Annotated in this window: 23 protein-coding genes; 12 read left to right on the top strand and 11 right to left on the bottom strand. The window is 62.9% G+C overall.

Annotated features, from left to right (window positions below; genetic code table 11):
• Positions 1–15: 15 nt before the first annotated feature.
• Positions 16–1203, bottom strand: a complete 1188-nt coding sequence (locus BUB53_RS15390; RefSeq protein ID WP_073035676.1) for a penicillin-binding protein activator — start codon at positions 1201–1203, stop codon at positions 16–18.
• Between the two features lie 85 nt (positions 1204–1288).
• On the opposite strand from BUB53_RS15390, the gene rsmI reads away from it, so the two are divergent.
• From rsmI to BUB53_RS15370, 4 genes are read left to right on the top strand one after another with little or no spacing between them, the layout of a single operon-like run.
• A complete protein-coding gene (gene rsmI / locus BUB53_RS15385) occupies positions 1289–2170 on the top strand; it encodes a 16S rRNA (cytidine(1402)-2'-O)-methyltransferase (protein ID WP_188745017.1) in 882 nt (293 codons plus the stop codon).
• Positions 2167–2583, top strand: coding sequence for a YraN family protein (locus BUB53_RS15380; protein ID WP_084729191.1), 417 nt, complete (start codon positions 2167–2169; stop codon positions 2581–2583). Before rsmI ends, BUB53_RS15380 begins: the two co-directional genes overlap by 4 nt.
• A gap of 60 nt (positions 2584–2643) precedes the next feature.
• Positions 2644–3579 carry a glutathione synthase gene (gshB, locus tag BUB53_RS15375; RefSeq protein WP_073035675.1) on the top strand — a complete coding sequence of 312 codons (936 nt, stop codon included), beginning with the start codon at positions 2644–2646 and terminating at the stop codon, positions 3577–3579.
• The gene (locus BUB53_RS15370; protein ID WP_073035674.1) at positions 3576–4484 is read left to right on the top strand and encodes an alpha/beta hydrolase; all 909 of its coding nucleotides are present in this window, start codon (positions 3576–3578) and stop codon (positions 4482–4484) included. Before gshB ends, BUB53_RS15370 begins: the two co-directional genes overlap by 4 nt.
• Here the strand turns inward: BUB53_RS15370 and BUB53_RS15365 are convergent.
• The 3 genes from BUB53_RS15365 to cobU all read right to left on the bottom strand — a co-directional run bounded on the left by BUB53_RS15365 (position 4450) and on the right by cobU (position 7220).
• On the bottom strand, positions 4450–5964 hold the full coding sequence (locus BUB53_RS15365; RefSeq protein ID WP_073035673.1) for a YifB family Mg chelatase-like AAA ATPase: 1515 nt from the start codon (positions 5962–5964) through the stop codon (positions 4450–4452). The genes BUB53_RS15370 and BUB53_RS15365 overlap by 35 nt on opposite strands.
• A 165-nt stretch (positions 5965–6129) precedes the next feature.
• A complete protein-coding gene (locus BUB53_RS15360) occupies positions 6130–6702 on the bottom strand; it encodes a histidine phosphatase family protein (protein WP_073035672.1) in 573 nt (190 codons plus the stop codon).
• Complete coding sequence (gene cobU, locus BUB53_RS15355; RefSeq protein WP_073035671.1) at positions 6699–7220, bottom strand: bifunctional adenosylcobinamide kinase/adenosylcobinamide-phosphate guanylyltransferase; 522 nt, start codon at positions 7218–7220, stop codon at positions 6699–6701. The genes BUB53_RS15360 and cobU overlap by 4 nt, the downstream gene beginning before the upstream one ends.
• 144 nt (positions 7221–7364) lie before the next feature.
• On the opposite strand from cobU, the gene BUB53_RS15350 reads away from it, so the two are divergent.
• The 6 genes from BUB53_RS15350 (at position 7365) to BUB53_RS15325 (ending at position 13793) form a co-directional block, all read left to right on the top strand.
• Positions 7365–8198 carry an RNA polymerase factor sigma-32 gene (locus BUB53_RS15350; protein ID WP_229709571.1) on the top strand — a complete coding sequence of 278 codons (834 nt, stop codon included), beginning with the start codon at positions 7365–7367 and terminating at the stop codon, positions 8196–8198.
• Entirely contained in the window at positions 8195–8974 is a 780-nt protein-coding gene (locus BUB53_RS15345) for a ChaN family lipoprotein (RefSeq protein WP_073035669.1), read from the top strand. The genes BUB53_RS15350 and BUB53_RS15345 overlap by 4 nt, the downstream gene beginning before the upstream one ends.
• Before the next feature lie 63 nt (positions 8975–9037).
• Positions 9038–10231 carry a bifunctional phosphopantothenoylcysteine decarboxylase/phosphopantothenate--cysteine ligase CoaBC gene (gene coaBC / locus BUB53_RS15340; RefSeq protein WP_073035668.1) on the top strand — a complete coding sequence of 398 codons (1194 nt, stop codon included), beginning with the start codon at positions 9038–9040 and terminating at the stop codon, positions 10229–10231.
• A 36-nt stretch (positions 10232–10267) separates the two neighbouring features.
• Positions 10268–10729, top strand: coding sequence for a dUTP diphosphatase (dut, locus tag BUB53_RS15335; protein WP_073035667.1), 462 nt, complete (start codon positions 10268–10270; stop codon positions 10727–10729).
• Positions 10729–11784, top strand: coding sequence for a HesA/MoeB/ThiF family protein (locus BUB53_RS15330; protein ID WP_073035666.1), 1056 nt, complete (start codon positions 10729–10731; stop codon positions 11782–11784). The genes dut and BUB53_RS15330 overlap by 1 nt, the downstream gene beginning before the upstream one ends.
• Complete coding sequence (locus BUB53_RS15325; protein WP_073035665.1) at positions 11781–13793, top strand: M3 family metallopeptidase; 2013 nt, start codon at positions 11781–11783, stop codon at positions 13791–13793. The genes BUB53_RS15330 and BUB53_RS15325 overlap by 4 nt, the downstream gene beginning before the upstream one ends.
• A 285-nt stretch (positions 13794–14078) precedes the next feature.
• Here the strand turns inward: BUB53_RS15325 and BUB53_RS15320 are convergent, their stop codons facing one another.
• The 7 genes from BUB53_RS15320 to BUB53_RS15290 form a co-directional block, all read right to left on the bottom strand.
• Positions 14079–15575, bottom strand: coding sequence for a phosphomannomutase/phosphoglucomutase (locus BUB53_RS15320; protein WP_073035664.1), 1497 nt, complete (start codon positions 15573–15575; stop codon positions 14079–14081).
• Between the two features lie 24 nt (positions 15576–15599).
• On the bottom strand, positions 15600–16433 hold the full coding sequence (gene kdsA, locus BUB53_RS15315; protein ID WP_073035663.1) for a 3-deoxy-8-phosphooctulonate synthase: 834 nt from the start codon (positions 16431–16433) through the stop codon (positions 15600–15602).
• Positions 16434–16435: 2 nt separating this feature from the next.
• Positions 16436–18109 (bottom strand): KpsE/RkpR family capsule polysaccharide export protein, encoded by a 1674-nt coding sequence (locus BUB53_RS15310; protein WP_073035662.1) that lies wholly within the window; start codon positions 18107–18109, stop codon positions 16436–16438.
• Complete coding sequence (locus BUB53_RS15305; protein WP_073035661.1) at positions 18087–18746, bottom strand: ABC transporter ATP-binding protein; 660 nt, start codon at positions 18744–18746, stop codon at positions 18087–18089. Before BUB53_RS15305 ends, BUB53_RS15310 begins: the two co-directional genes overlap by 23 nt.
• A gap of 192 nt (positions 18747–18938) precedes the next feature.
• Positions 18939–19982: a permease gene (locus tag BUB53_RS15300; RefSeq protein WP_073035660.1), complete on the bottom strand. Its 1044-nt coding sequence runs from the start codon at positions 19980–19982 to the stop codon at positions 18939–18941.
• Entirely contained in the window at positions 19975–20319 is a 345-nt protein-coding gene (locus tag BUB53_RS15295) for an ArsR/SmtB family transcription factor (RefSeq protein WP_073035659.1), read from the bottom strand. The genes BUB53_RS15300 and BUB53_RS15295 overlap by 8 nt, the downstream gene beginning before the upstream one ends.
• Positions 20320–20405: 86 nt before the next feature.
• Entirely contained in the window at positions 20406–20909 is a 504-nt protein-coding gene (locus tag BUB53_RS15290) for a MarR family winged helix-turn-helix transcriptional regulator (RefSeq protein WP_073035658.1), read from the bottom strand.
• A gap of 206 nt (positions 20910–21115) precedes the next feature.
• On the opposite strand from BUB53_RS15290, the gene ectA reads away from it, so the two are divergent.
• The gene (gene ectA, locus BUB53_RS15285; protein WP_084729189.1) at positions 21116–21646 is read left to right on the top strand and encodes a diaminobutyrate acetyltransferase; all 531 of its coding nucleotides are present in this window, start codon (positions 21116–21118) and stop codon (positions 21644–21646) included.
• 42 nt (positions 21647–21688) lie between these two features.
• Positions 21689–22981: a diaminobutyrate--2-oxoglutarate transaminase gene (gene ectB, locus BUB53_RS15280; RefSeq protein ID WP_073035657.1), complete on the top strand. Its 1293-nt coding sequence runs from the start codon at positions 21689–21691 to the stop codon at positions 22979–22981.
• Positions 22982–22985: the final 4 nt, after the last annotated feature.

Genomic DNA, 22985 nt, shown 5'->3' with positions numbered 1-22985 from the left:
GGATCACCCGAACGATCAGAAGCCCGCGCCGCCAAAGCTTTTGGGAGCCGGGTCGATCACGGCAACCTGGTTGTTGCGGATCGTGGCCACGGCAAGGCCGCGGTCGGTGCTGTTGTCCTGCCGGAAGCGGAACACGCCGTTGACACCCTGAAAGCCCGCGCTTTGGGTCAGCGCCGCACGACCGAGTGCATCGGCGCGCCCGGACCGGGCCAGTGCGCCCACCACGGCAATCCCGTCATAGGCCAACCCGGCCAGAGCATGGGGCGGCTCGCCATATGCACCCTGGAAGCGGCTGCGGAACTGCGCGGCACGTGGCGGATCGGGCAGGGTGAACCAGCCACCCTGAACGCCCGGCAATTGCAGCGTTTGCGGCGGCGTGTCCCAACGGCTGAGGCCCATGTATTGTATGTTGGCGGGGCTCAGGCCCGCTTCGGGCAGCATTTGAGAAAACAAGGGCAGTGCGCCGGCGGTGTTCGCCGTCAGGAAGATCGCGTCGGCACTGTTTTGTGCTGCGGCGGTCTTGATCTGGGGGATGGCGGCGACGACGCCCTGTTGCGAGAATTCGTATCCAACGCTGCCAGCCGGGGTTGCGCCGTTTTGGGCGATGGCCTGTTCGATGGCCTGTTTGCCCATACGGCCCGACAGGTTGTCGGAATAGACGGTCAAAATGCGGCTCTTGCCTTGCCGTGTGGCGAAGCTGGCCAGACGGTCCGCCGTGGTCTGGAAGGTCTGGCCAAGGATGTAAAGGTTCCCCCCCGCGATTGTCGGGTTGTTGGAAAAGGCCAGTACGTTGACGTTTTCGTTCGCGACGGCGACAGCAACGGCATTGGCCGATTCCGCGTGTAGCGGGCCGATAATGATCCGGGCGCCGTCGGCAACTGCGTTCATCGCGGCGGTTTGCGCCTGAGCCGCGTTTCCTGCCGTCCCGTAAACCCGCAGGTCGATCCTGACGCCGCTCAGATCGGCGGCGGCCAGGCGGGCGGCATTTTCAAGATCGCGCGCCAGTTTCTGCTCTTGCGGAACCGCCGAGCCGTGCGGCACCAGCAAAGCCACGGGGACAGCAGCACCGGCCCCGCCGGGTTGTCCGCCGCCTCCGCCTCCGCCGCTCATGGAAACGGGCTGACAGGCGGCCAGCCACAGGATCGAGAACAGCACGGCCAGAAAGCCGGGCACCTTGCGGGCAGTGATCAAAACGGCGAACATGGGTACGTCTACTCCCTGATTGCGGACGGGTCTGAGCCTGTTCCGGTTTCGGGGCCGATAATAAACGTCATGCGAGGCGGGTCCAGTGGTGAATCCCAAACAGCAGAATCTGGCGCCGGGCCTGTACCTGATCGCCACGCCCATCGGCACGGCCCGCGACATCACGTTGCGGACGCTGGACATTCTGGCGTCGGCCGATGTGATCGCCGCCGAAGACACGCGCAGCCTGCGGAAATTGCTGGATATTCACGGGATTGCCTTGGGCGAGCGACCGCTGATCGCCTATCACGACCATAATGGCGATCGCGTGCGTCCGCGCCTGATACAGGCGTTGGAGGCAGGCAAATCGGTTGTCTATGCGTCGGAGGCGGGTACGCCGATGGTGGCCGATCCGGGATACGATCTGGCGCGCGCCGCGGTGGCAGAGGGGCATACGCTGATTTCCGCCCCTGGACCGTCGGCAGCGATTACCGCGCTGACCCTGGCCGGATTGCCGACCGATCGGTTCTTTTTCGCGGGGTTTCTGCCCAATACCGCAGGGCGGCGGAAAACCGCCCTGCAAGAGCTGGCCGAGGTGCCCGGAACGCTGATCTTCTACGAATCACCCAAACGTATCGCCGCCATGTTGCGCGACGCCGCGCAGGTACTGGGGGGCGCGCGACGGGCGGCGGTGTGCCGGGAACTGACCAAGAAATTCGAAGAGGTCTTGCGCGGAACGCTGGACGAGTTGGCCGCGACATGTGCTGAACGGACTCTGAAAGGCGAGATCGTCGTGCTGATCGACCGCGGGCATTTACCAAATATTCGGGAAGTGGATTTAGATTCTGCGTTGAATGAGGCACTACAGGGGCTGTCGGTGCGCGATGCGGCGGACAAGGTCTCGGAGGATTTGGGGTTGAAGCGGCGGCAGGTCTATCAGCGTGCGCTGGACCTCGATGCCCAACGCTCGAAGGAGGGCGACAGATGATGCAAATGATTGATTTGCCGGAACATGCGCAGGGTGTTTGCAAAACTGCGCGGCGCGAACGTGGCAAGCGGGCTTACCTGTCGGGCATGGCGGCGGAAAAGATCGTTGCCGGGGCATATGATGCGCGTGGGGCCGATTTGCTGGAAATGCGTTGGCGGGGCCAGAGCGGCGAAATTGACATGATCCTCCAGGATGCGGCAGAGATCGTCTTTTGCGAGGTCAAGAAAGCCCGTGATTTCGACACGGCCATGGCGCGGCTGCGCCCGACGCAGATACAGCGCATTCATGGTGCAGCGGCAGAGTACCTTGCGAATGTGCCAGCGGGGCAATTGGCCGAGGTACGGTTCGATCTGGCCGTGGTGGATGAAACCGGACGGGCGGAGATCATTGAAAACGCGTTTGGCCATTTCTGATTTGCGCTCGCGCGCCCCATGTTCCATGTAAGACCGGAAACATGATTGCAGGGGACGGCCATGAAAATCGCCTTTCAGATGGACCCGATCGGGCCGATCGACATCAATGCCGACAGTACGTTTCGTCTGGCCGAAGAGGCTCAGGCGCGGGGGCATGAACTGTTTTACTATACGCCCGACCGTCTGGCTTATATCGAAGGGCGGGTCGTGGCGCGGGGCTGGCCGCTGAAGGTGCAGCGGGTCGAGGGGGATCATTTTCAACTGGACGACGAGGTCGAGGTGGACCTGGCCGATTACGATGTCGTCTGGCTGCGTCAGGATCCGCCCTTCGACATGTTCTACATCACCACCACACATTTGTTGCAACGGGTGATGCCCGGAACATTGGTGGTCAACGATCCCTTTTGGGTGCGGAACTTTCCTGAAAAGCTGCTGATCCTCGATTTCCCCGACCTGATGCCGCCGACCGCCATTGCGCGCGATCTCGCGACGATCCGCGCCTTCAAGGATCGGCATGGCGATGTGATCCTCAAGCCGCTTTACGGCAACGGGGGCGCCGGGGTGTTCCACCTGCCGGCCTCGGACCGGAACCTGAGTTCATTGCATGAACTGTTCACCGGGTTCAGCCGCGAGCCGCTGATCGTTCAGAAATACCTGCCCGAGATCAAGAATGGCGACAAACGCGTGATCCTTGTGGACGGGGAGCCGGCGGGCGCGATCAACCGGGTTCCGGCGCAGGGTGAGACGCGTTCGAACATGCATGTGGGGGGGCGCCCCGAGAAAATCGCGCTGAGTGACCGGGATCGGGAAATATGTGCCGCCATTGGGCCGTTGTTGCGTGAAAAGGGGCAGGTGTTCGTGGGCATCGACGTGATCGGTGATTACCTGACCGAGATCAACGTGACCTCGCCCACCGGCATTCAGGAACTCGAGCGGTTCGACGACATCAATGTGGCCGCCATGATCTGGGACGCCATCGAGGCCAGGCGCGGGTGAGCCTGCGGCGGGGTATTCTGAACGTCGTTTTGCGACTGACCGAAAAGCGCCATCTGGCACGGGCCACGGACCCCATGGAATTGCGGGAGGCGTTCGAGCGCAAGGCGCGTTTCTGGTTTCGCGCCCCACGTGGCAGTCGGTTTGTCGACGCCCGGATGGACGGGGTGCCGGTCACCTGGGCCTATGGGCCGGGTGTTGGCGATGAAGGCCCGATCATTCTTTATCTGCATGGCGGGGGTTATGTGTTCGGCTCGCCGCGCACGCACCGGGCAATGGTGGCGCGGTTGTCGGGAATAACGAGGCTGCCCGCCGTCCTGCCGGACTACAGGCTGGCGCCCGAGCATGTCTTTCCGGCGGCATTGGAAGATGCGCTGGCTGTCTATATCGAATTGAGCGCGCAGCGCGAGGTGATCCTGGGCGGTGACAGCGCGGGTGGGGGGCTGGCTTTGGCCCTGCTGGGGGAGATCCTGAAACACGGTTTGCGCCGTCCTGCCGGTGTGTTCTGTTTTTCGCCGTTGACCGACATGACCTATTCCGGGGACAGCATGGTCGCCAACAGGCAGGCCGATGCGATGTTGCCGGCGAAACGCGCCGGGGAGTTGGGGGATATGTATTTGCAGGGTGTCAGCCCGCGCGATCCCCGTGCCTCGCCGCTGTTTGCACAGATGCGCGGTGCACCGCCCGTATGGATGGCTGCGGGGGATACCGAAATCCTGCTGGACGACACGCGGCGCATGGCCGCGCGGCTGCGCGAGCAGGGCGTTGACGTAACCGAGGAGATCAAACACGACCTGCCGCATGTCTGGCCGGTTTTCGGCCCTGTGCTCTTGCCCGAGGCGGGTGAGACATTGACCCGTCTGGCGGGCTGGATCAGCCGTCTGCGGCAAAGCTCAGGCGATAGCTGACGGCTTCGGCGACATGCGGGCGGCGTACATCGTCTGACCCTTCCAGATCGGCTATGGTGCGGGCGACGCGCAACACGCGATGATATCCCCGTGCGGACAGGCCAAAACGCTCGGCCACCTTGTTGATAAGTGTGCGTCCTTCGTTGTCGGGGGTGGCGATCTGTTCCAGAACCTTGCCCTCGGCATCGGCGTTGAGCCGTATGCCGTCTTGTGTTTCGAAGCGTGCGGCCTGTAGGGTGCGGGCGGCGGCCACTCGTTCGGCCACGATGGCGGAACTGTCGCCCGAGGTTGGCAGATCGAGATCGGTAAAGGCCACCGGGGGGACCTCGACGCGCAGGTCGAAACGATCCATCAGCGGCCCCGAAATGCGGCCCATGTAATCCTCGCCACAGGCGGGGGCGCGGCTGCAGGCGCGGTTGGGGTCGGACAGGTAACCGCATTTGCAGGGATTGGCCGCAGCCACCAGCATGAAGCGGCAGGGGTATTTCACATGGGCGTTTGCGCGGGCGATCATCACCTCACCGGTTTCGATCGGTTGGCGCAGGGTTTCCAGCACGGTGCGGGAAAATTCGGGAAACTCGTCCATGAACAGCACGCCGTTATGGGCGAGGCTGATTTCACCCGGCGACGCGCGCCGCCCGCCCCCGACGATGGCGGCCATGCTGGCGGTGTGGTGCGGTTCGCGAAACGGGCGGGTGCGGTTGATGCCGCCCTCGTCCAGCAGGCCGGCCAGCGAATGGATCATCGAGGTTTCCAAGGCTTCGGGCGCGGTCAGCGGAGGCAGAATGCCGGGCAGACGCGCGGCCAGCATGGATTTTCCCGATCCGGGCGTGCCGACCATCATCAGGTGGTGCCGCCCGGCGGCGGCGATCTCCAGTGCCCGTTTGGCACGTTCCTGTCCCTTGACATCCAGCAGGTCGCGGCCCGAACTGTCGGAGGTCACTTCACCCGGCTCAGCGGGGGGCAATGGCGATTGGCCGGTATAATGACGCACCACGTCGGCGAGGCTGGCGGCGCTGATGACCTGTGTCGCGCCAACCCAGGCCGCCTCGGCCCCTGACGCCTTGGGGCACAGGAGCGTGCGATCTTCCTCGGCGGCGGCCATGGCCGCAGGCAGGGCGCCGAGCACCGGGATCAGGGAACCGTCGAGCGACAACTCGCCCAGGGAACAGGTGCCTTCGACAGCATCGGTGGGGATGATTTCAAGCGCGGCCAGCAGGGCCAAGGCGATCGGCAGGTCGAAATGGCTGCCTTCCTTGGGCAGGTCAGCGGGGCTCAGGTTGATGGTGATCCGTTTGGAGGGCAAGGCGATAGCCATGGAGTTGAGCGCGGTGCGCACCCTGTCGCGGGCTTCGGATACGGCTTTGTCGGGCAGGCCCACAAGCGAGAAGGCCGGAATGCCGGGGGTGATGGCGCATTGCACCTCGACCTGACGGGCCGTGACGCCCTCGAAGGCGACGGTATAGGCGCGGGCGACCATTGGCGGGCAATCCTTGGTTAAACTTGGTTAACTCTTGGATAGCGTGTGGTTGGTTGAGGAAGCGTTAATATCATGCCGGTGAAGGTGGGGGTCTTGGTAATGCCGGGGCTCTGCTCGGTCGAGACTCCTTTGCCCACCAAGTATTTCGGGAATGAGGGGGCGCTCTCAGGGCAGGTGGTTGATGGTCGCTGCCCGCCAACCATCGTCCTGCCAGTGCAGTTCGGTGACCGACAGGTTTTCGATCCGGTGCGCGAACGCCTCGTAGGCGGTAACCCCAAGGGCCTGTTGCACCTGTGTCAGGATCGCGCCGAAATGGGCGACGGCGATGATATCGCGGCCGGGATGGGCCATGCGCAGCCGGGAAACCGCGCGGTTGACGCGCGCCGTGATCTGGTTCCAGCTTTCGCCTTCAGGTGCGCAGAGATCGCCGGGGTTGTCCCAGAAAGCGCGCAGGTGGTCGGGGTTTGGCACGGTATCGAATGCCTTCAACTCCCACGCACCAAAATGAATTTCGCGCAGATCGCGATCATGAGGCAGGCGGGTGCGGTGCCCGGTGATGGCGTCGGCGGTGGCCGTGGCGCGTTTCAGGTCGGACGAGACGATCAGCGCATCTTTGGGCAGGTGGGCATCGAGCCGGGCCAGTTGTGCGGTGTCGCTCAGGTCGGCAGGCAGGTTCGACCAGCCGACCATGGATTTCGCATGCGTTGGCCCATGACGCACCCAGAAGATGCGGCTCATGGCAGATGCCCCTTGAGCACCTGCGGCAAGCCTGCAACGACGTTGACGACCAGCCCGGCACGCGCGGCGAGGGTTTGATTGAGGCGGCCCTGTGCCTCGCGAAAACGGCGGGCAAGCGGGTTTTCCGGGACGACGGAGAGGCCCACCTCGTTTGATACGACGATGACTGGGGCGGGGCAGCCGGCAAGACCGGCCAGCAGGGTATCTCGTGCCTGTTCCAAATCGGATTCGGCCAGCAAATGATTGCTGAGCCACATCGTGGCGCAATCCAGCAAAACGACCTGATCGGCAGCGATGTCATGCAGGGCAGAACCCGGATCAAGCGGTGCCTCGATGGTCTGCCAGCCATCACCGCGCATCTGGCGATGCCGGGCGACCTTGGCCTGCATTTCTTCGTCGAATGCCTGTGCGGTGGCAAGATAAACGCGATTTTGCCCGGATTGAACAACCAGAGACTCGGCGAAGGTGGATTTACCCGAGGCCGCGCCACCAATCACAAGGGTGAGTTCGGGAAGCATCTTTTGCGCCTTTGATTGATCCGGTTTCGTCCGGCCTGCGTATCACTTGGCGAAGTGCCTAGAAAGGAACAAAAACGGACCGACAGGTCGGGAGGGTACATGCCGCAGGACGAATCGCAAAGGAACAGCATGTCGCGCAGGGCAATGAATGCGGAACTGCTGGATGCCGAGACCGAACTGAAACTGGCCTATGCATGGCGTGACGAGCGAGACGAACAGGCGTTGCACCGGCTCACGACCGCTTACATGAGGCTGGCGATTTCCATGGCAAGCAAGTACCGCCGCTATGGCGCGCCGATGAACGACCTGATCCAGGAGGCCGGATTGGGCCTGATGAAAGCGGCGGACAAGTTCGATCCGGATCGTGGCGTGCGGTTTTCGACCTATGCGGTTTGGTGGATCAAGGCGTCGATTCAGGATTACGTGATGCGCAACTGGTCGATGGTGCGGACGGGATCGACCAGCAGCCAGAAATCGCTGTTCTTCAACATGCGCCGGGTTCAGGCCCGGATCGAACGCGACGCGATGACCATGGGGCAGGACCTGGACGGTCATCAGATGCGTGAACTGATCGCGCACGAGGTCGGTGTGCCCTTGCGCGATGTCGAGATGATGCAAGGACGTTTAGCAGGCTCCGATTTTTCATTGAACGCCACGCAATCGGTCGAAGACGAAGGCCGCGAGTGGATCGAAACGATCGAGGATGACGGGCCGCGAGGGGATGAACTGGTCGAGCAGGACCATGACCTGTCGGCATTGCGCGGGTGGCTGGATGATGCCATGGGCGATCTGAACGACCGCGAAAGGTTCATCGTGCATGAACGCAAGCTGCGCGAGGGGCCTCGGACGCTGGAGTCTTTGGGGCAGGAACTGAACCTGTCGAAAGAAAGGGTGCGGCAGTTGGAAGCGGCGGCCTTTCAAAAGATGCGCAAACATCTTGAACGTCATGGCGACGAGGTGCAGAACTTGTTGGCATGAAGCTGTTCCACGCCGCCATATTCACAATCGGGGTCGCCTCGTCTGCCGCTTTGGCGCAGGATGTGGTGGTTGTGGGTGAGGTCCATGACAACCCCGCCCATCATCGGGTGCAGGCCGAAATCGTGCGCGAGGTCGCGCCCAAGGCGCTTGTGTTCGAGATGCTGACCTCCGGGCAAGCCGATGCGATCACGCCGGACAATCGCGGCGATCCGGTGGCTTTGGCCAAGGCATTGGATTGGGCGAATTCCGGCTGGCCGGATTTTTCGATGTATTACCCGATTATCGCTGCCGCCCCCGAGGCGCGGATTTACGGTGCTCAGGTGCCGCGCGACGTGGCGCGTGCCGCGTTCGGCGATGGGATCGCGGCATCGTTTTCCGGGGATGCCGAGACCTATGGGCTGACTGCCCCCTTGCCGGAGGCGCAACAAAGCGCGCGAGAAGCGATGCAGATGGTCGCGCATTGCGATGCCCTGCCGCAAGAAATGCTGCCGGGCATGGTTGCCATCCAGCGGCTGCGGGATGCGGAACTGGCGCACGCCGTAGTGCAGGCCATGCAGGATACGGGCGGACCGGTGGTGCTGATTACCGGCAATGGCCATGCCCGCAAGGATTGGGGGGCGCCGTCTTATCTGGAACGGGTCGCTCCCGATCTGGAACTGCGGGTGATCGGCCAGAGCGAAGACGATGCGCCGTTGGCGGGTGAGTATGACGAGATACGTCCGGCCCCGGCGGTAGAGCGCGAAGATCCCTGCGCCGCCTTCAAGGGAAGCGGCTGAGCCACCCTTGCCAGCCCGCGGGGCAGGGCCTAGTGTCGGCGCGGTTCTGACAAGGAAAGCGCCATGCTGGCATCCAAACGCATCCTTTTGATCATCGGCGGCGGTATCGCGGCCTTCAAGGCGCTGGACCTGATCCGCCGTCTGCGCGAGCGTGGTGCACAGGTGACCCCGGTCCTGACCCGCGCGGGCGAGGAATTCGTCACGCCGCTGTCAGTGTCTGCACTAGCCGGAAACAAGGTGTTCCGCGACCTGTTCGACCTGACGGACGAGGCCGAAATGGGCCATATCGAACTGAGCCGGAGTGCCGATCTGATTGTCGTGGCCCCGGCCACGGCAGACCTGATGGCCAAGATGGCGCAGGGCCATGCCGATGATCTGGCCTCGACCCTTCTGTTGGCCACCGATACGCCGGTTCTGATTGCGCCCGCGATGAATGTGCGCATGTGGCAGCACCCCGCAACGCAGCGCAATATCACCACCTTGAAGGGCGACGGTATCGGGTTTGTCGGCCCGGCCGAGGGCGATATGGCCTGTGGAGAACACGGACCGGGGCGCATGGCGGAACCCCTTGAGATCGTCACCGCCATTGATGCCGCCCTGTCGGACGGTCCGCTGAGAGGTAAGCGTATTGTCGTGACCTCGGGGCCGACGTACGAGCCCATCGACCCTGTGCGCTATATCGCCAACCGGTCCTCGGGGGCGCAGGGCACGGCGATTGCCCGCGCTCTCGCGGTGCTCGGGGCTGAGGTGATTTTCGTCACCGGGCCCGCCGATGTGGCCCCGCCCGAAGGGGTCACCGTGGTGAAGGTGGAGACCGCGCAACAGATGCTGGAGGCCGTACAGGGGGTGCTACCCGCAGATGCGGCAGTATTCGCCGCCGCCGTGGCCGATTGGCGCGTGGCGAGTGCCAGCAGTTCGAAGATCAAGAAAACCAAGGGTGGGCTGCCGGTGCTGGAGTTCGCCGAGAACCCCGATATCCTGGCGACTGTCAGCCAGATGGAACAGGGGCGTCCGGACCTTGTGGTGGGGTTTGCAGCCGAAACCGATCACGTCATCGAAAACGCCACCGCCAAGTGTGCGCGCAAGGGATGTGACTGGATCGTCGCCAATGATGTCAGCCATGAAACGGGCATCATGGGCGGTGCGGAAAACGATATTACCCTGATCAGCGATGCGGGGGCCGAGGATTGGCCGCGCATGTCGAAATCGGACGTGGCCGCCCGGCTGGCCGAGCGGATCGCGCAGGCGCTGGCCTGAGGATTTGAGTATTTTTGGAAAGATGAAAGGACGGGCATGGTCCTGATCACATTCGTTTGGGAAGACGGCGCGGACCGGTCGCATGGTCTGCCGGCCTATGCAACAGATGGCGCGGCTGGCGCGGACCTGCGGGCGAACTTCCCCGAAGGGCAGCGCGATGGTGTGACCATTCAGCCCGGTCAGCGTTGTCTGGTGCCGACGGGTTTGCGCATGGCCATTCCCGAAGGGTATGAGGTGCAGTTGCGCCCGCGATCGGGGCTGGCGCTCAAGCACGGGATCACGTTGCCGAACAGCCCGGGCACCATCGACAGCGATTATCGCGGTCCCTTGGGGGTGATCGTGATGAATGCGGGCGATGAGGCGTTTCATATCGAACACGGTATGCGGATCGCGCAGATGATCGTGGCTCCGGTGGTGCAGGCGCGGTTCGATCTGGCGGAAACGCTGGATGACACGGCGCGTGGCGCGGGTGGGTTCGGTTCGACAGGGCGCGGGTGATGCTGCTGGTTCTGGTCATGGCGGCGGCGCTGTGGGGGATCGGTGCGCTGATGGGGGCCCCCCGGCGTCTGCGCTGGAGCATGATCGTGGTGTTGTGGCTGGCGGTGGTCGCGCTGCATCTGTTGTTGCCCGACGGGCACCCGTTGCGTATGGCGACGGGCGAAAGTCCGGCCTTGTGGTTGATGTTGGGCGGCTTTGCGACGTTGGTGCTGGTGTATCGGTGGGGCCTGCAAAAGCTGCGGAACAAGGCGAATACAACACAACTTGCTGAAAATAAAAGCATTTTCTCTGACTCCGAACTGGAAAGATATGCCCGTCATATCGTTTTGCGGGAACTTGGCGGGCCGGGGCAAAAGGCCCTGAAAGAGGCGCGTGTTCTGGTCATCGGCGCCGGTGGGTTGGGGTCGCCCGCGCTCTTGTATCTGGCGGCGGCGGGTGTGGGTACGATCGGGGTGATCGACGATGACGCGGTGGACAATTCGAACCTTCAACGGCAGGTGATCCATCGTGACCGGGATATAGGGCTGCCCAAGGTGAAATCCGCGATGGCCGCGATGCAGGGGCAGAATCCGCATGTTCAGGTGCATCCCTATCAGCGGCGGCTGACCGAAGAGATCGCACATGATCTGTTTGCCGGGTACGACGTGATCCTTGACGGGACCGATAATCTCGACACCCGTTACCTGGCCAATGCCACGGCTGTGGCGCAGGGTAAGCCATTGATTTCAGGCGCGCTTTCGCAGTGGGAGGGGCAGTTGAGCGTGTTCGATCCGGCCCGTGGCGCGCCGTGTTATCAGTGCATCTTCCCCGAACGGCCCGCGCCGGGACTTGCGCCGTCTTGTGCCGAGGCGGGGGTGTTGGGGCCTTTGCCCGGCGTGGTCGGTGCGATGATGGCAGCCGAGGCGATCAAGCTGATCGCACAGGCGGGTCAGCCCCTGTTGGGCGAGATGCTGATCTATGACGCGCTGTGGGGCGAGACACGCAAGATCGGGCTGAAGCCGCGGCAGGATTGCCCTATCTGCATGAAAACAAAAGAAAAGGACGCAAAGGCATGAGCAACCCCTTGCTGGAGGATTGGGATACACCGTTTCAGATCGCACCGTTTGAGCGGATCGGGGATGCACATTTTGCACCGGCCTTTGAAACGGCGTTGGAGGCGGCGCGGGACGAGGTGCGCGCAATTGCGGAGAACCCGGAAAACCCCAGCTTTGCCAACACGATAGAGGCGCTTGAGGCCAGTGGTGAGGGTTTGGACAAGGTGTTGTCGGTCTTCTTTTCCGTGGCCGGGGCTGACAGCAACCCCGAGCGGCAGGAACTACAGCGTGACTTTGGGCCGAAGCTGGCGGCGTATTCTTCGGAAGTTACGGGAAACAAACAGCTTTTTGCGCGGGTGACGGCGTTGTGGGAGGATCGTGACAGCCTTGGCCTGAGCGATGAACAGGCGCGTTTGCTGATGTTGACGCATCGCCGGTTCGTCCGGGCAGGGGCCGCGTTGGACGGGGAGGAGGACCAGCGGATGCGCCGGATCATGGCGCGGCTGGCGGAGTTGGGCACGCAGTTTACCCAGAACCTGCTGGCCGACGAGGCCGGATGGTATATGGAACTGGACGATCAAGCCCTTGAAACTCTTCCGGAATTTTTGAAAACCGCCGCATATGACGCCGGGCGCGAAAAGGGGCTGGAGCGCCCGGTGATTACCTTGTCGCGCTCGTTGATCGTGCCGTTCTTGCAGTTTTCACCACGCCGGGATTTGCGTGAGCGGGCGTTTCGGGCGTGGGAGGCGCGCGGGGCGAATGGCGGAAAGACGGATAATCGCGCGATTGCGGCCGAGATATTGCGGTTGCGTCATGAGAGGGCGCAACTTCTGGGGTATGACAGCTTTGCGGCGTACAAGCTGGAAACAGAGATGGCCAAGACGCCCGAGCGGGTGAAAGAGCTTCTTGGGGAGGTCTGGAAGCCAGCGAAGCGACAGGCGGAGGCGGATGCCGAAGTGCTGACCGAAATGATGCAAGCCGATGGAATCAATGGAGAATTACAGCCGTGGGACTGGCGCTACTATGCCGAGAAGCGCCGCAAGGCCGAGCACGATCTGGATGAGGCGGCGCTGAAACCCTACCTGTCGCTGGAAAGGATGATCAACGCGGCGTTCGGGGTGGCGAACCGGCTGTTCGGGCTGGAGTTCAGGGCCCTGGATATACCGCTGTATCACCCCGATTGCCGGGCGTGGGAGGTTACGCGGAATGGTCGTTATGTCGCTGTTTTCATTGGAGATTATTTCGCCCGCGCCTCCAAGAGATCGGGTGCGTGGTGCAGTGCCATGCGGGGGCAGGCCAAGCGGCCCAAGGTGCAGGGGCCGGTGGTGGTGAATGTGTGCAATTTCGCCAAGGGGGAGCCGGCATTGTTGTCGTATGACGAGGCGCGGACCTTGTTTCATGAGTTCGGGCATGCCTTGCATCATCTGCTGTCGGACGTGAATTATGAAAGTATTTCAGGGACTTCGGTGGCGCGGGACTTTGTGGAACTGCCGAGTCAGTTGTATGAGCATTGGCTGGAAGTGCCCGAGGTGTTGGAAAAATATGCGCGGCATTATCGGACGGGGGAGGCTATGCCCCCGGAATTGCTGGAAAAAATGCTGAAGGCGGCGCATTTCGATCAGGGATTTCAGACGGTGGAATACGTCGCTTCGGCTATGGTCGATCTGGCGTTTCACGAGGGCGACACGCCGGATGATCCCATGGCTAAGCAACGGAAAATATTGGATAAAATTGGAATTCCGCACGCGATCACGATGCGCCATGCCACGCCGCATTTCGCGCATGTGTTTGCGGGGGACGGGTATTCCAGCGGGTATTACAGCTATATGTGGTCGGAAGTGATGGATGCGGATGCCTTTGCGGCCTTCGAAGAAGGGGCGGGCGCGTTCGATGAAGAACGGGCCAAGGCATTGGAAACACATATACTTTCGCGTGGCGGATCGGCCGATCCCGAGGCGCTTTACACGGCGTTTCGCGGGCGTTTGCCGGGGGTCGAGGCGCTGTTGAAGGGGCGGGGGCTGATGGCCTGAGTTCGCCCTCGCCGTTTCGTACAAAACGTACGAAGTGTACGCGGGTTTTGTACGAAACTCCGGGGGGTTTTGGAAAACTGCGTCCATTGTGGACGCAATGGACGGGTTTCCGGGGGTCACCGGGGGAGGGAAGGGGGCTTTGCCCCCATCGCCGCAAGCGGCGTGTCCGGGGCTCCGCCCGTTCGGGGCTGAAACGATCCCCCGGATCGTTTCCGGGACGCCCCTCACCCCCCAGGATATTTTTCGGCAAGAAGAAAGCGGGACGCCGCCCCTCCGGTGGGGCGGTCAGATTTTCTGATCGTAGTCGCCGACCGAGGGTTCGGTGCGGATCACGGTGTCGATGTCGGCGAAGATGGCGCGCATTTCGTCCTCGCTGTCGCTGCTTTCGCAGACCACCACGAGGTTGGGGGTGTTCGAGGAGGCGCGGACGAGGCCCCATGAACCGTTGTCGAGGATGACGCGGGCGCCGTTGACGGTGACGACCTCCTGAATGGGGCGGCCTGCGATCCGGTCCCCGGCCTCGGCCTTGGCGACCAGTTTTTCGACGATGCGGTCGAGCACGTCGTATTTTTCGGTATCGGCGCACCAGGGCGACATGGTGGGGGTCGAGAAGGTTTGCGGCAGGGCGCGGCGCAGGTCGGACATGGAGCTGTCGGGGTTGCGATCCATCAGCTTGCAGATTTCGACGGCCACGCGCATTCCGCAATCGTAGCCACGGCCCACGGGTTCGGCCAGGAAGTAGTGGCCGGATTTCTCGAAGCCCGCGAGGGCGCCGATCTCCTTGACCCGGCGTTTCATGTGGGAGTGCCCGGTTTTCCAGTAATCGGCCTTGGCGCCGTTTTTCTGCAACTCGGGGTCCGAGGCGAAGAGGCCGGTGGATTTCACATCGGCCACGAAGGTGGAGCCGGGGTAGAGGCGCGACAGGTCGCGCGCCATGATGACGCCTACCTTGTCGGCAAAGATTTCCTGCCCCTCGTCGTCGACCACGCCGCAGCGGTCGCCGTCGCCGTCGAAGCCGAGGGCGAAATCGGCCCCGGTGGCGCGCACGGTGTCGGCCATGTCGTGCAGCATTTCCATGGCTTCGGGGTTGGGGTTGTAGTTGGGGAAGGTGTAATCGAGCTCGTTATGCGACGGGATCACCTCGACCCCGATGCGTTCGAACAGTTCGGGGGCGAAGGCCGAAGCGGTGCCGTTGCCGGTGGCGCAGACGACGCGCAGTTTGCGCGACATTCTGAAATCGCCCACGAGGTCGTCGAGATAGGCCTCGCGCACGCCCTGGACGAATTCGTAAGAGCCGCCCTCGCGCGGCTCGCCCTCACCGTTGAGGACGATATCGCGCAACTCGGCCATTTCATCGGGGCCGTGGGTGAGGGGGCGCTCGAAGCCCATTTTCACGCCGGTCCAGCCGTTGGGGTTGTGGCTGGCGGTGACCATCGCCACGGCGGGCGCATCGAGGTGGAACTGTGCGAAATAGGCCATGGGCGACAGGGCCGGGCCGATGTCGCGCACGCGGATGCCGGCCTGCATCAGGCCGATGATCAGCGCCTGTTTGATGGCCAGCGAATAATCGCGGTAATCGTTGCCGACGGCGATTTCCGGTTTGATCCCGCGGCGCTGCATTTGCGTGCCGAGGCCGAGGCCAAGCGCCGTCATGCCCGGCAGGTTGATTTCATCGGGGTATTTCCAGCGCGCGTCGTATTCACGGAAGCCCGTGGGGGCGATCATGGCGTCGCGCAGGAATTCCCATGTGTTGGGTGTGGAAACGGGCAAGGGTCTGGTCATCGGAAAACTCGCGTTGGTCGGAATTCAGAGGTGGATCGGGTTGGCCTTGGCCAGTCGATCGAAGGCTTTGAGGGTGGCGATCAGCGGCTCCATCCCGTCCAGCGGGATCATGTTGGGGCCGTCGGAGGGGGCAGTGTCGGGGTCCTGATGGGTTTCGATGAACACGGCGGCGACGCCAAGCGCCACGGCGGCGCGGGCCATGACGGGGGCGAATTCGCGCTGGCCGCCCGAACTGCCGCCCTGCCCGCCGGGTTGCTGCACCGAATGGGTGGCGTCCATCACCACCGGGTAGCCGGTGGCGGCCATCTGCGGCAGGGCGCGCATGTCGGCGACAAGGGTGTTGTAGCCAAACGATGTGCCGCGTTCGGTCAGCAGGATGCGGGTGTTGCCGGTGGATTCGATCTTGGCCACGACATTGGGCATGTCCCACGGGGCAAGGAACTGGCCCTTCTTGACGTTGATCGCCGCGCCGGTTTCGCCGGCGGCGATCAGAAGATCGGTCTGGCGGCACAGGAAGGCGGGGATTTGCAGCACGTCGGCCACCTGCGCCACGGGGGCGCATTGATCGGGCAGGTGGATGTCGGTCAGGACCGGCACGCCGAGCGCGTCCTTGACCGATTGCAGCACCTTGAGCCCTTCGTCCATCCCGAGGCCGCGCCTGCCCGAGACCGAGGTGCGGTTGGCCTTGTCATAGCTGCCCTTGAAGATGAACTGCACCCCGTGGGCCGCGCAGGCCTGTTGCAGGGTGCCTGCGATCATCTGGGCGTGATCGGCCGATTCCAACTGACAGGGACCGGCAATGAGGGTGAGGGGCTGGTCGTTGCCGACGTGCAGCCCCGAGATATCGACCTGTTTCATGGTTATGACGAAACCTGTTCGCGAAGGATGGACACGGTAAGCGATATCATCAGGTAGATACCTGCAAAGATCAGGAAGGCAAGGACCGTGTTCTCGAAGGAGCGCGGATAGGAGGGATCTTGCGAAGGGATGGGTTTGACGCTGACCGTGAGGTAGCGCACCTGCTTGTTCGCCTCGATCTCGGACTGGCGCTTGGTTTCGAGCGCGGCTTGCAGCACCATGTCGGCGGTGGCCAGGTCGGCCTGGGCCATCTGGATCGCCGCCGATTGCGCGGCCAGTGAATCATGGCCTTCGGTCGCTTCGGTCAGGCGGGCTTTCTGCTTGGTGAGTTCGCGTTCGAGCACCTCGATCTCGCTGCGCAGGGCTTCGACGCGGGCCGTGTTGGGACGGGGGTTGTTCAGCTGGGTGTTCAGGGCGAGTTGTTTTTCCTGAAGCTGGAGTTCGACATTGCCGATCAGCTGGCGGATATTGGCGACCTCGCCCTCGGGGTCGAGGATCGAGCCCTCTTGCAGTTCGACCAGTGTTTTCTGGGCGCCGCGGCGGTCGGCCTTGGCCTGTTCGAGGCTTTCGACAGCCGTCTTGACCGCGTCGCTGCGTTTTTCCGAACTGAGTTCGTCGACATTCTGTTCGGCGTAGTCGATCAGCTGTTGCGAGAAACGCGCCGACAATTCGGGGTCGGCGGTGGACAGTTCCATGCGAATGACGCCTTCGGTCGGGTCATAGCCCAGGACGACGTATTTGTTATAGAGTTTGTAGGCGTCTTCGGTGCTGGCGTCGGGGGCCAGCCGCTGAATCGGGTCGATCCAGTCCTGGCTGAAATGCGCGCGAAAGCCCAGATCGCGATCGAGGCGCAGCATCGCATCCTTGGATTCGAGATAGGATTGCGTGGCGATGGCATCCTGCCCGGTGGCGAACTGGCTGGGCAAAAGCCCGCTGAGACCCCCTCCCGCTCCGCCGCCCGATCCGTCGGCGGTGAGAATGAGGAACTCGGACTTGGTCGTGTACATGGGGGTGGCGACCGCATAGTAGTAATACCCCGCGACGAGCGTCGGCAGGAACACGAAGGCGGTCAGCCGGGTCAGCAGCAGCAGCAGTTTGCGGCGACGGCGTTTGGCGATGTCGCGCTGAATCTGCATGATCTCTTCGGCGCGGCGGTCTGCCGGGCTGAGTTGGGTCGAGGGCAGGGTCTGTTGCCTTGCCGGAACGGTTTGCGGCAGTTGAACGCGCGGGTCCGAGGGGGGGTGCGCGGCAGATGGAGGAGGCGTGCCGCCCGCGGCCCCGCCACCGCCCTGACCGCCGTCACCGGCCACCAGTTCAAGGATGTTGTGACGCTGGAACGGGTCGATCCCCTTGGCGCGCAGCAGGCGTACGGCGTCGAAATCCGAGGTGGGCGCGAGCCCGTGTTTCTGCGCCATGCGGCGGGCCATGCGCAACTGGCGGCCTGTCAGGCCTTCCTTGCGGATGTCCTCGATGGATTGGGAGGCGGCCATTTCGCGGGCCGAACTGACCTGTCCCTGGGCGGGAGCGGCAGCCTGTTGCGGCTGCGGGGCCTGTTGTGCCTGTTGCGCGGCCATGTCCGCACGCTGAGTCCGGTCCGGGGTGCCGGGGGCATGGGGCGTTTGCGGGCCGGTGGTGCGGCGGATACGGAACTTCCTAGCCTTGGGTTTCGTAGTCATAGAGTTGTTTTGCCTCTTCCAAGGTATCGAACATATACAATCTGCCGCCCATCAGCACGGCGGCCGAACGCGCGAATTTCTCAAGTGTCTCGGGCTGGTGCGAAACGATCACCACGGTCGTGGTGCGCAGCCGTTCGCGCAGGATTTCACCGGCCTTGCGGTTGAACTCGACATCGGTCGAACTGGGCATGCCTTCGTCGATCAGGTACATGTCGAAATCGAGCGCCAGCATCAGCGCGAAGGTGAAGCGCGCCCGCATCCCGGAGGAATACGTGCCGAGCGGCTGATCGAAATATTCGCCGAGGTTGCACATCCAGCGGCAGAACGCCTCGATATAGTCGGGATCGAGCCCGTAGAGCCGCGCGATGTAGCGCGCGTTTTCCATGGCTGAAATCTTGCTGATGACGCCGCCCATGAAGCCCAGGGGGAAGCTGATGCGGCAGCCGCGGCGAATTTCGCCCTCGTCGGGTTTTTCGAGACCGGCCATCATGTTGATCAGCGTGGTCTTGCCGGTGCCGTTGGGGGCGAGAACGCCGAGCGAATTGCCGGGTTCGATGCGAAAGCTGACGCGGTCAAGGATCACCTTGCGCTGTGTCCCCGTCCAGAAGGACTTACTCACATTTTCGAATTCGAGCATACAGGTGCTCCGATGCTGCTCTGACCTGTCCCTCTTTATCATCGGGGCATTGTTAAGGCATCATTGGCCAAGACTGACCGGCATTATGCCGGAACAGTCGGGCTTATGACAGGAGTTATGGGCATTTTTGTGCCGGTGTTGAGAAAAAATCATCCCCGGTATGGGGCGGCCCGCCCGCAGGGGCCGCAATTTTCAGGCGATGGCCTGCCAGGCCAGCCCGGCAAGGATCGCGCCGAGGGTGGCGAAGCCGAGATAGGCGCAGAACACGCGCGGCCTGACCAGGGCCCAGACGGCGATGGCGGCGGGGATGCAGCTGACGCCGCCGGCGATGACGAAGCTCATGGCGGCGCCGTTGCTCATGCCCTGGGCCAGAAGCGCATCGACCAGCGGCACGGCGGCATACCCGTTGAGATAGGCGGGCGCCCCGACCAGTGCGCCAAGGAGGATCGGGCCGATCCCCGCGCCGCCGAGGATGCCGCCGACGGCGTCGGCGGGGAGATAGCGCAGCATCAGCGCCTCGATCGCGTAGGCCAGCGCCAGCCATTTGAGAAGGAAGGCGGCGTTGCCGAACACGGTGTCGCGAAAGGTGGCGCGGCGGTCGGCATGCGGCCAGAAGCGCCAGACGGGTTTGCCCGAGAGCGGATCGGCGGGGCCGCAGCAGCCGCAACCCGAGCCGCCGCCTGCCTGTGCCTGCGGGCGCAACGGATCAGCGAACAGGGCCGAGCGCGACAGGGCCATGGTGGCCAGCCCGCCGAACAGGCCGATGCCGATGGCGGCGGCGGTCTTGGCGATGGCGAAATCCCAGCCGAGCGTGCCCGAGGTGATCAGGAACATGGCCGGGTCCATCAGCGGCGAGGCCAGCCAGAAGGCCATGACCGCCCCGAGCGGCGCGCCGAGCGCCAGCATGGCGGCGATGAAGGGGATCACCTCGCACGAGCAGAAGGGGGACAGCCCGCCCAGGAGGGCGGCCAGGACGATCATGCGGGTCTGGCGGCCCTCGAACGCCTTGGCCAGCAGGGTTTCGGCCCCCGTGGCCTTGAGCCATGCCACGGCCAGAACGGCGAAGGCGATGAACGGGGCGGTGTGCAGCAGGGCGTTGGCGGCGAATGTGATCGTGGGCCAGAATTGCGGCCAGTCGAGAATGGCAATTGCGGCAAGGATCAGCGCCAGCGACAGCCAGGCCTTGTCGAGCCGCGCCCAGACGATGCGCGGCAGGGTATGTGTGGTATCAGCCATGATCGTGATTCGTGCAGGGGGTGGGGGCGTCGGCGCAGCATTCGCGCAGCAGGAACTCGGCCAGTGCGCTGAGTTCCGGGTAGGCGACGGCGGCGCAGATGATCGAGCGGCCCTGCCGGGTTTGTTGCACGAGTCCGGCCTGAGCGAGGATTTTCATGTGATGGGTCAGGGTCGAGCCGGTGACGCCGGTACGCTGCCCCAGCTCGCCGATGCTGAGCCCGTCCGGCCCGGCACGCACGAGGGTGCGCAGGACCGAGAGCCGCTGTTCCGATCCGAGCGCGGCGAAGGCCGAGGCGGTGACGGCCAGATCGGCGTCGGTGATGTCTGTCTGTTTCATGTTTCTAAAAGTATCGAAATGAAATGCCGCGTGCAAGTGATTTCGATATTTGTCGAAATGAATTTGCCGCGCCGGGCAGCAGGAGATCAGTGGGAGCGGTCGATATCGCCCACGGCCAGCACCGGGGAGGCGTCGATTTCCTCGGCATCCAGCATGGTGGCGACGCGTTCGAGAACGGCGACGACCATCGCCTGTTCCCAGTCTTCGAGCGATTCGAACTGTTTGACATAGCGCTGTTGCAGGGCGTCGGGCGCGGCGCTGACCTTGGATCGTCCGTCAAGGGTGATTTCCAGCCGGGTCTGGCGGCGGTCGGCCTGTGACTGGCGGCGGGTGAGCAGGCCCTTGCTTTCGAGTTTCTTGATCAGGGCCGAAATGGTGGCCTGCGTCACGCCCATGCGCTGGGACAGTTCGGTGGGGGTGGCGTGGCCCTTTTCCGACACGATCTGAAGCACGCGCAGTTGCACGGCGGTCAGGCCCGCCTGATGCGCGAGGTCGCGCGCGTGCATTTCCGTTGCGCGCAGAATGCGGCGCAGGGCGATCAGACTGATATCGGTGCGATCCACGTCATTCTCCGTCACGGGATGCGACATCGTACCCGGTTTGCGGAAATTGGCAATCCGCGAAGTATTTTGATTGTCGTTACTAAGCATTTACACAATATATACAAAGTAAGACTAAGTAAAAATAGCCTTATTTGCGCATAATGCCGCATATTTCGCAAAAAATAGCTTAGATACTTGAAAGTGAATGCCTGAATGGTTTATTTAGTGCATCGAACAACAAGGGACCGTTAGCCGTGCATAAAATCGAAGGATCGAAACAGAAACCGCAAATCACGTTCCGTAAACCCGGACGTGAGGATGGGTCTGCGATCTGGGATCTGATCGCCTCCTGTCATCCGCTCGACGAGAACTCGATGTATTGCAACCTGATCCAGTGCGATCATTTCAGCGATACCTGCGTTCTGGCCGAGATGAATGGCGAGCCCGTGGGGTGGATCTCGGCTTATCGGATGCCCGATGACCTGGAGACGCTGTTCGTCTGGCAGGTCGCCGTGTCGGAGAAGGCGCGGGGGCAGGGCCTTGGAACCCGTATGCTGGAGCATCTGGTCGAGCGTGAGGACTGCGACGGTGTGAACCGCCTGCAAACCACGATCACGCTGGACAACGATGCCTCGTGGGCGCTGTTCGGGCGGTTTTCGACCAATGTTAGCGGCAAGCTGACCAGCCAGCCCTATTTCCAGCGCGACCATCACTTCGACGGTCGCCACGCGACCGAACATATGGTGACGATACGTTTCGCCGAAGAGCTGAAGCGCGCCGCCTGATCGCGCGCCGGCCTTCAATCTCACAGACTCAGAGGATTTATCATGTCGACTGACACGTCAGCCGAAACAACCATCTTTTCACGCCGTGAATCGGAAGCGCGCAGCTATTGCCGCAGCTTCGATACGGTATTCGCCAAGGCAAAGGGTGCGGAAATGACCGACACCCAGGGCCGCACCTATATCGACTTTCTGGCGGGGTGTTCCTCGCTCAACTACGGGCATAACGACCCGGACATGAAAGAGGCGCTGGTCGAACACATCGCCTCGGACGGGATTGCCCACGGGCTGGATATGTTCACCGCCGAAAAGGCGAAGTTCCTGAAGGCCTATGAGGACAACATCCTTGCGCCGCGGGGCATGGACTACAAGATCATGATGACCGGGCCGACCGGCACCAACGCCGTGGAAGCGGCGATGAAGCTGGCCCGCAAGGTCACCGGACGGCGCAATATCGTGTCGTTCACCAACGGGTTCCACGGCATGACCATGGGCTCACTGTCGCTGACCGGGAATGCCGGGAAACGCGCGGGCGCCGGTGGCGGATCGCTGGCCGATGTGACGCATATGCCGTTCGAAGGTGCGTTCGGGGACGGCGTGGATACGCTCGGGCAGATGGAGATGCTGCTCGACAACCCGTCGTCGGGGATCGACGCGCCTGCCGCGTTCATCTTCGAGCCCGTGCAGGGCGAGGGCGGCCTGAACGCCGCGTCGAACGAATGGATGCAGGGCGTGGCCCGTCTGGCGAAGAAGCTGGGCGCGTTGCTGATCGTCGATGACATCCAGTCGGGCTGTGGCCGTACCGGCACCTATTTCGGGTTCGAAGAGGCCGGGATCGAGCCGGACATGATCACGCAGGCGAAATCGCTGTCGGGCTTCGGCCTGCCGTTCGCGGCGCTGCTGATCAAGCCCGAGCATGATATCTGGGGGCCAGCAGAGCATAACGGCACCTTCCGCGGCAACACCCATGCGTTCGTGACCGGGCGCGTCGCGCTGGAGAAGTTCTGGGCCGACGATACGTTCCAGAAGGATGTGCAGCACAAATCGGCGCTGCTGACCGCCGGGTTGCAGGCGATTGCCGATGTCCTGCCCGAGGCGCGGCTGAAAGGCCGTGGCATGATGCAGGGTGTCGATGTGGGCTCGGGCGAGTTGGCGGGCGATATCTGTGCCCGTGCGTTCGACAAGGGCCTGATCATCGAAACATCGGGCGCCCATGACGAGGTGGTCAAGGTGCTGGCGCCGCTGACCATTTCCGAGGAAACATTGCGCAAGGGTCTGAACATCCTGCTGGATGCGGCCCGCGATGCAACCGTGAACACAAAGATCGCTGCGGAGTAACAAC

This window comes from Roseovarius pacificus, from assembly GCF_900142665.1.
GTDB lineage: Bacteria > Pseudomonadota > Alphaproteobacteria > Rhodobacterales > Rhodobacteraceae > Roseovarius > Roseovarius pacificus.
This window is presented reverse-complemented; position numbering and strand designations above follow the sequence as displayed.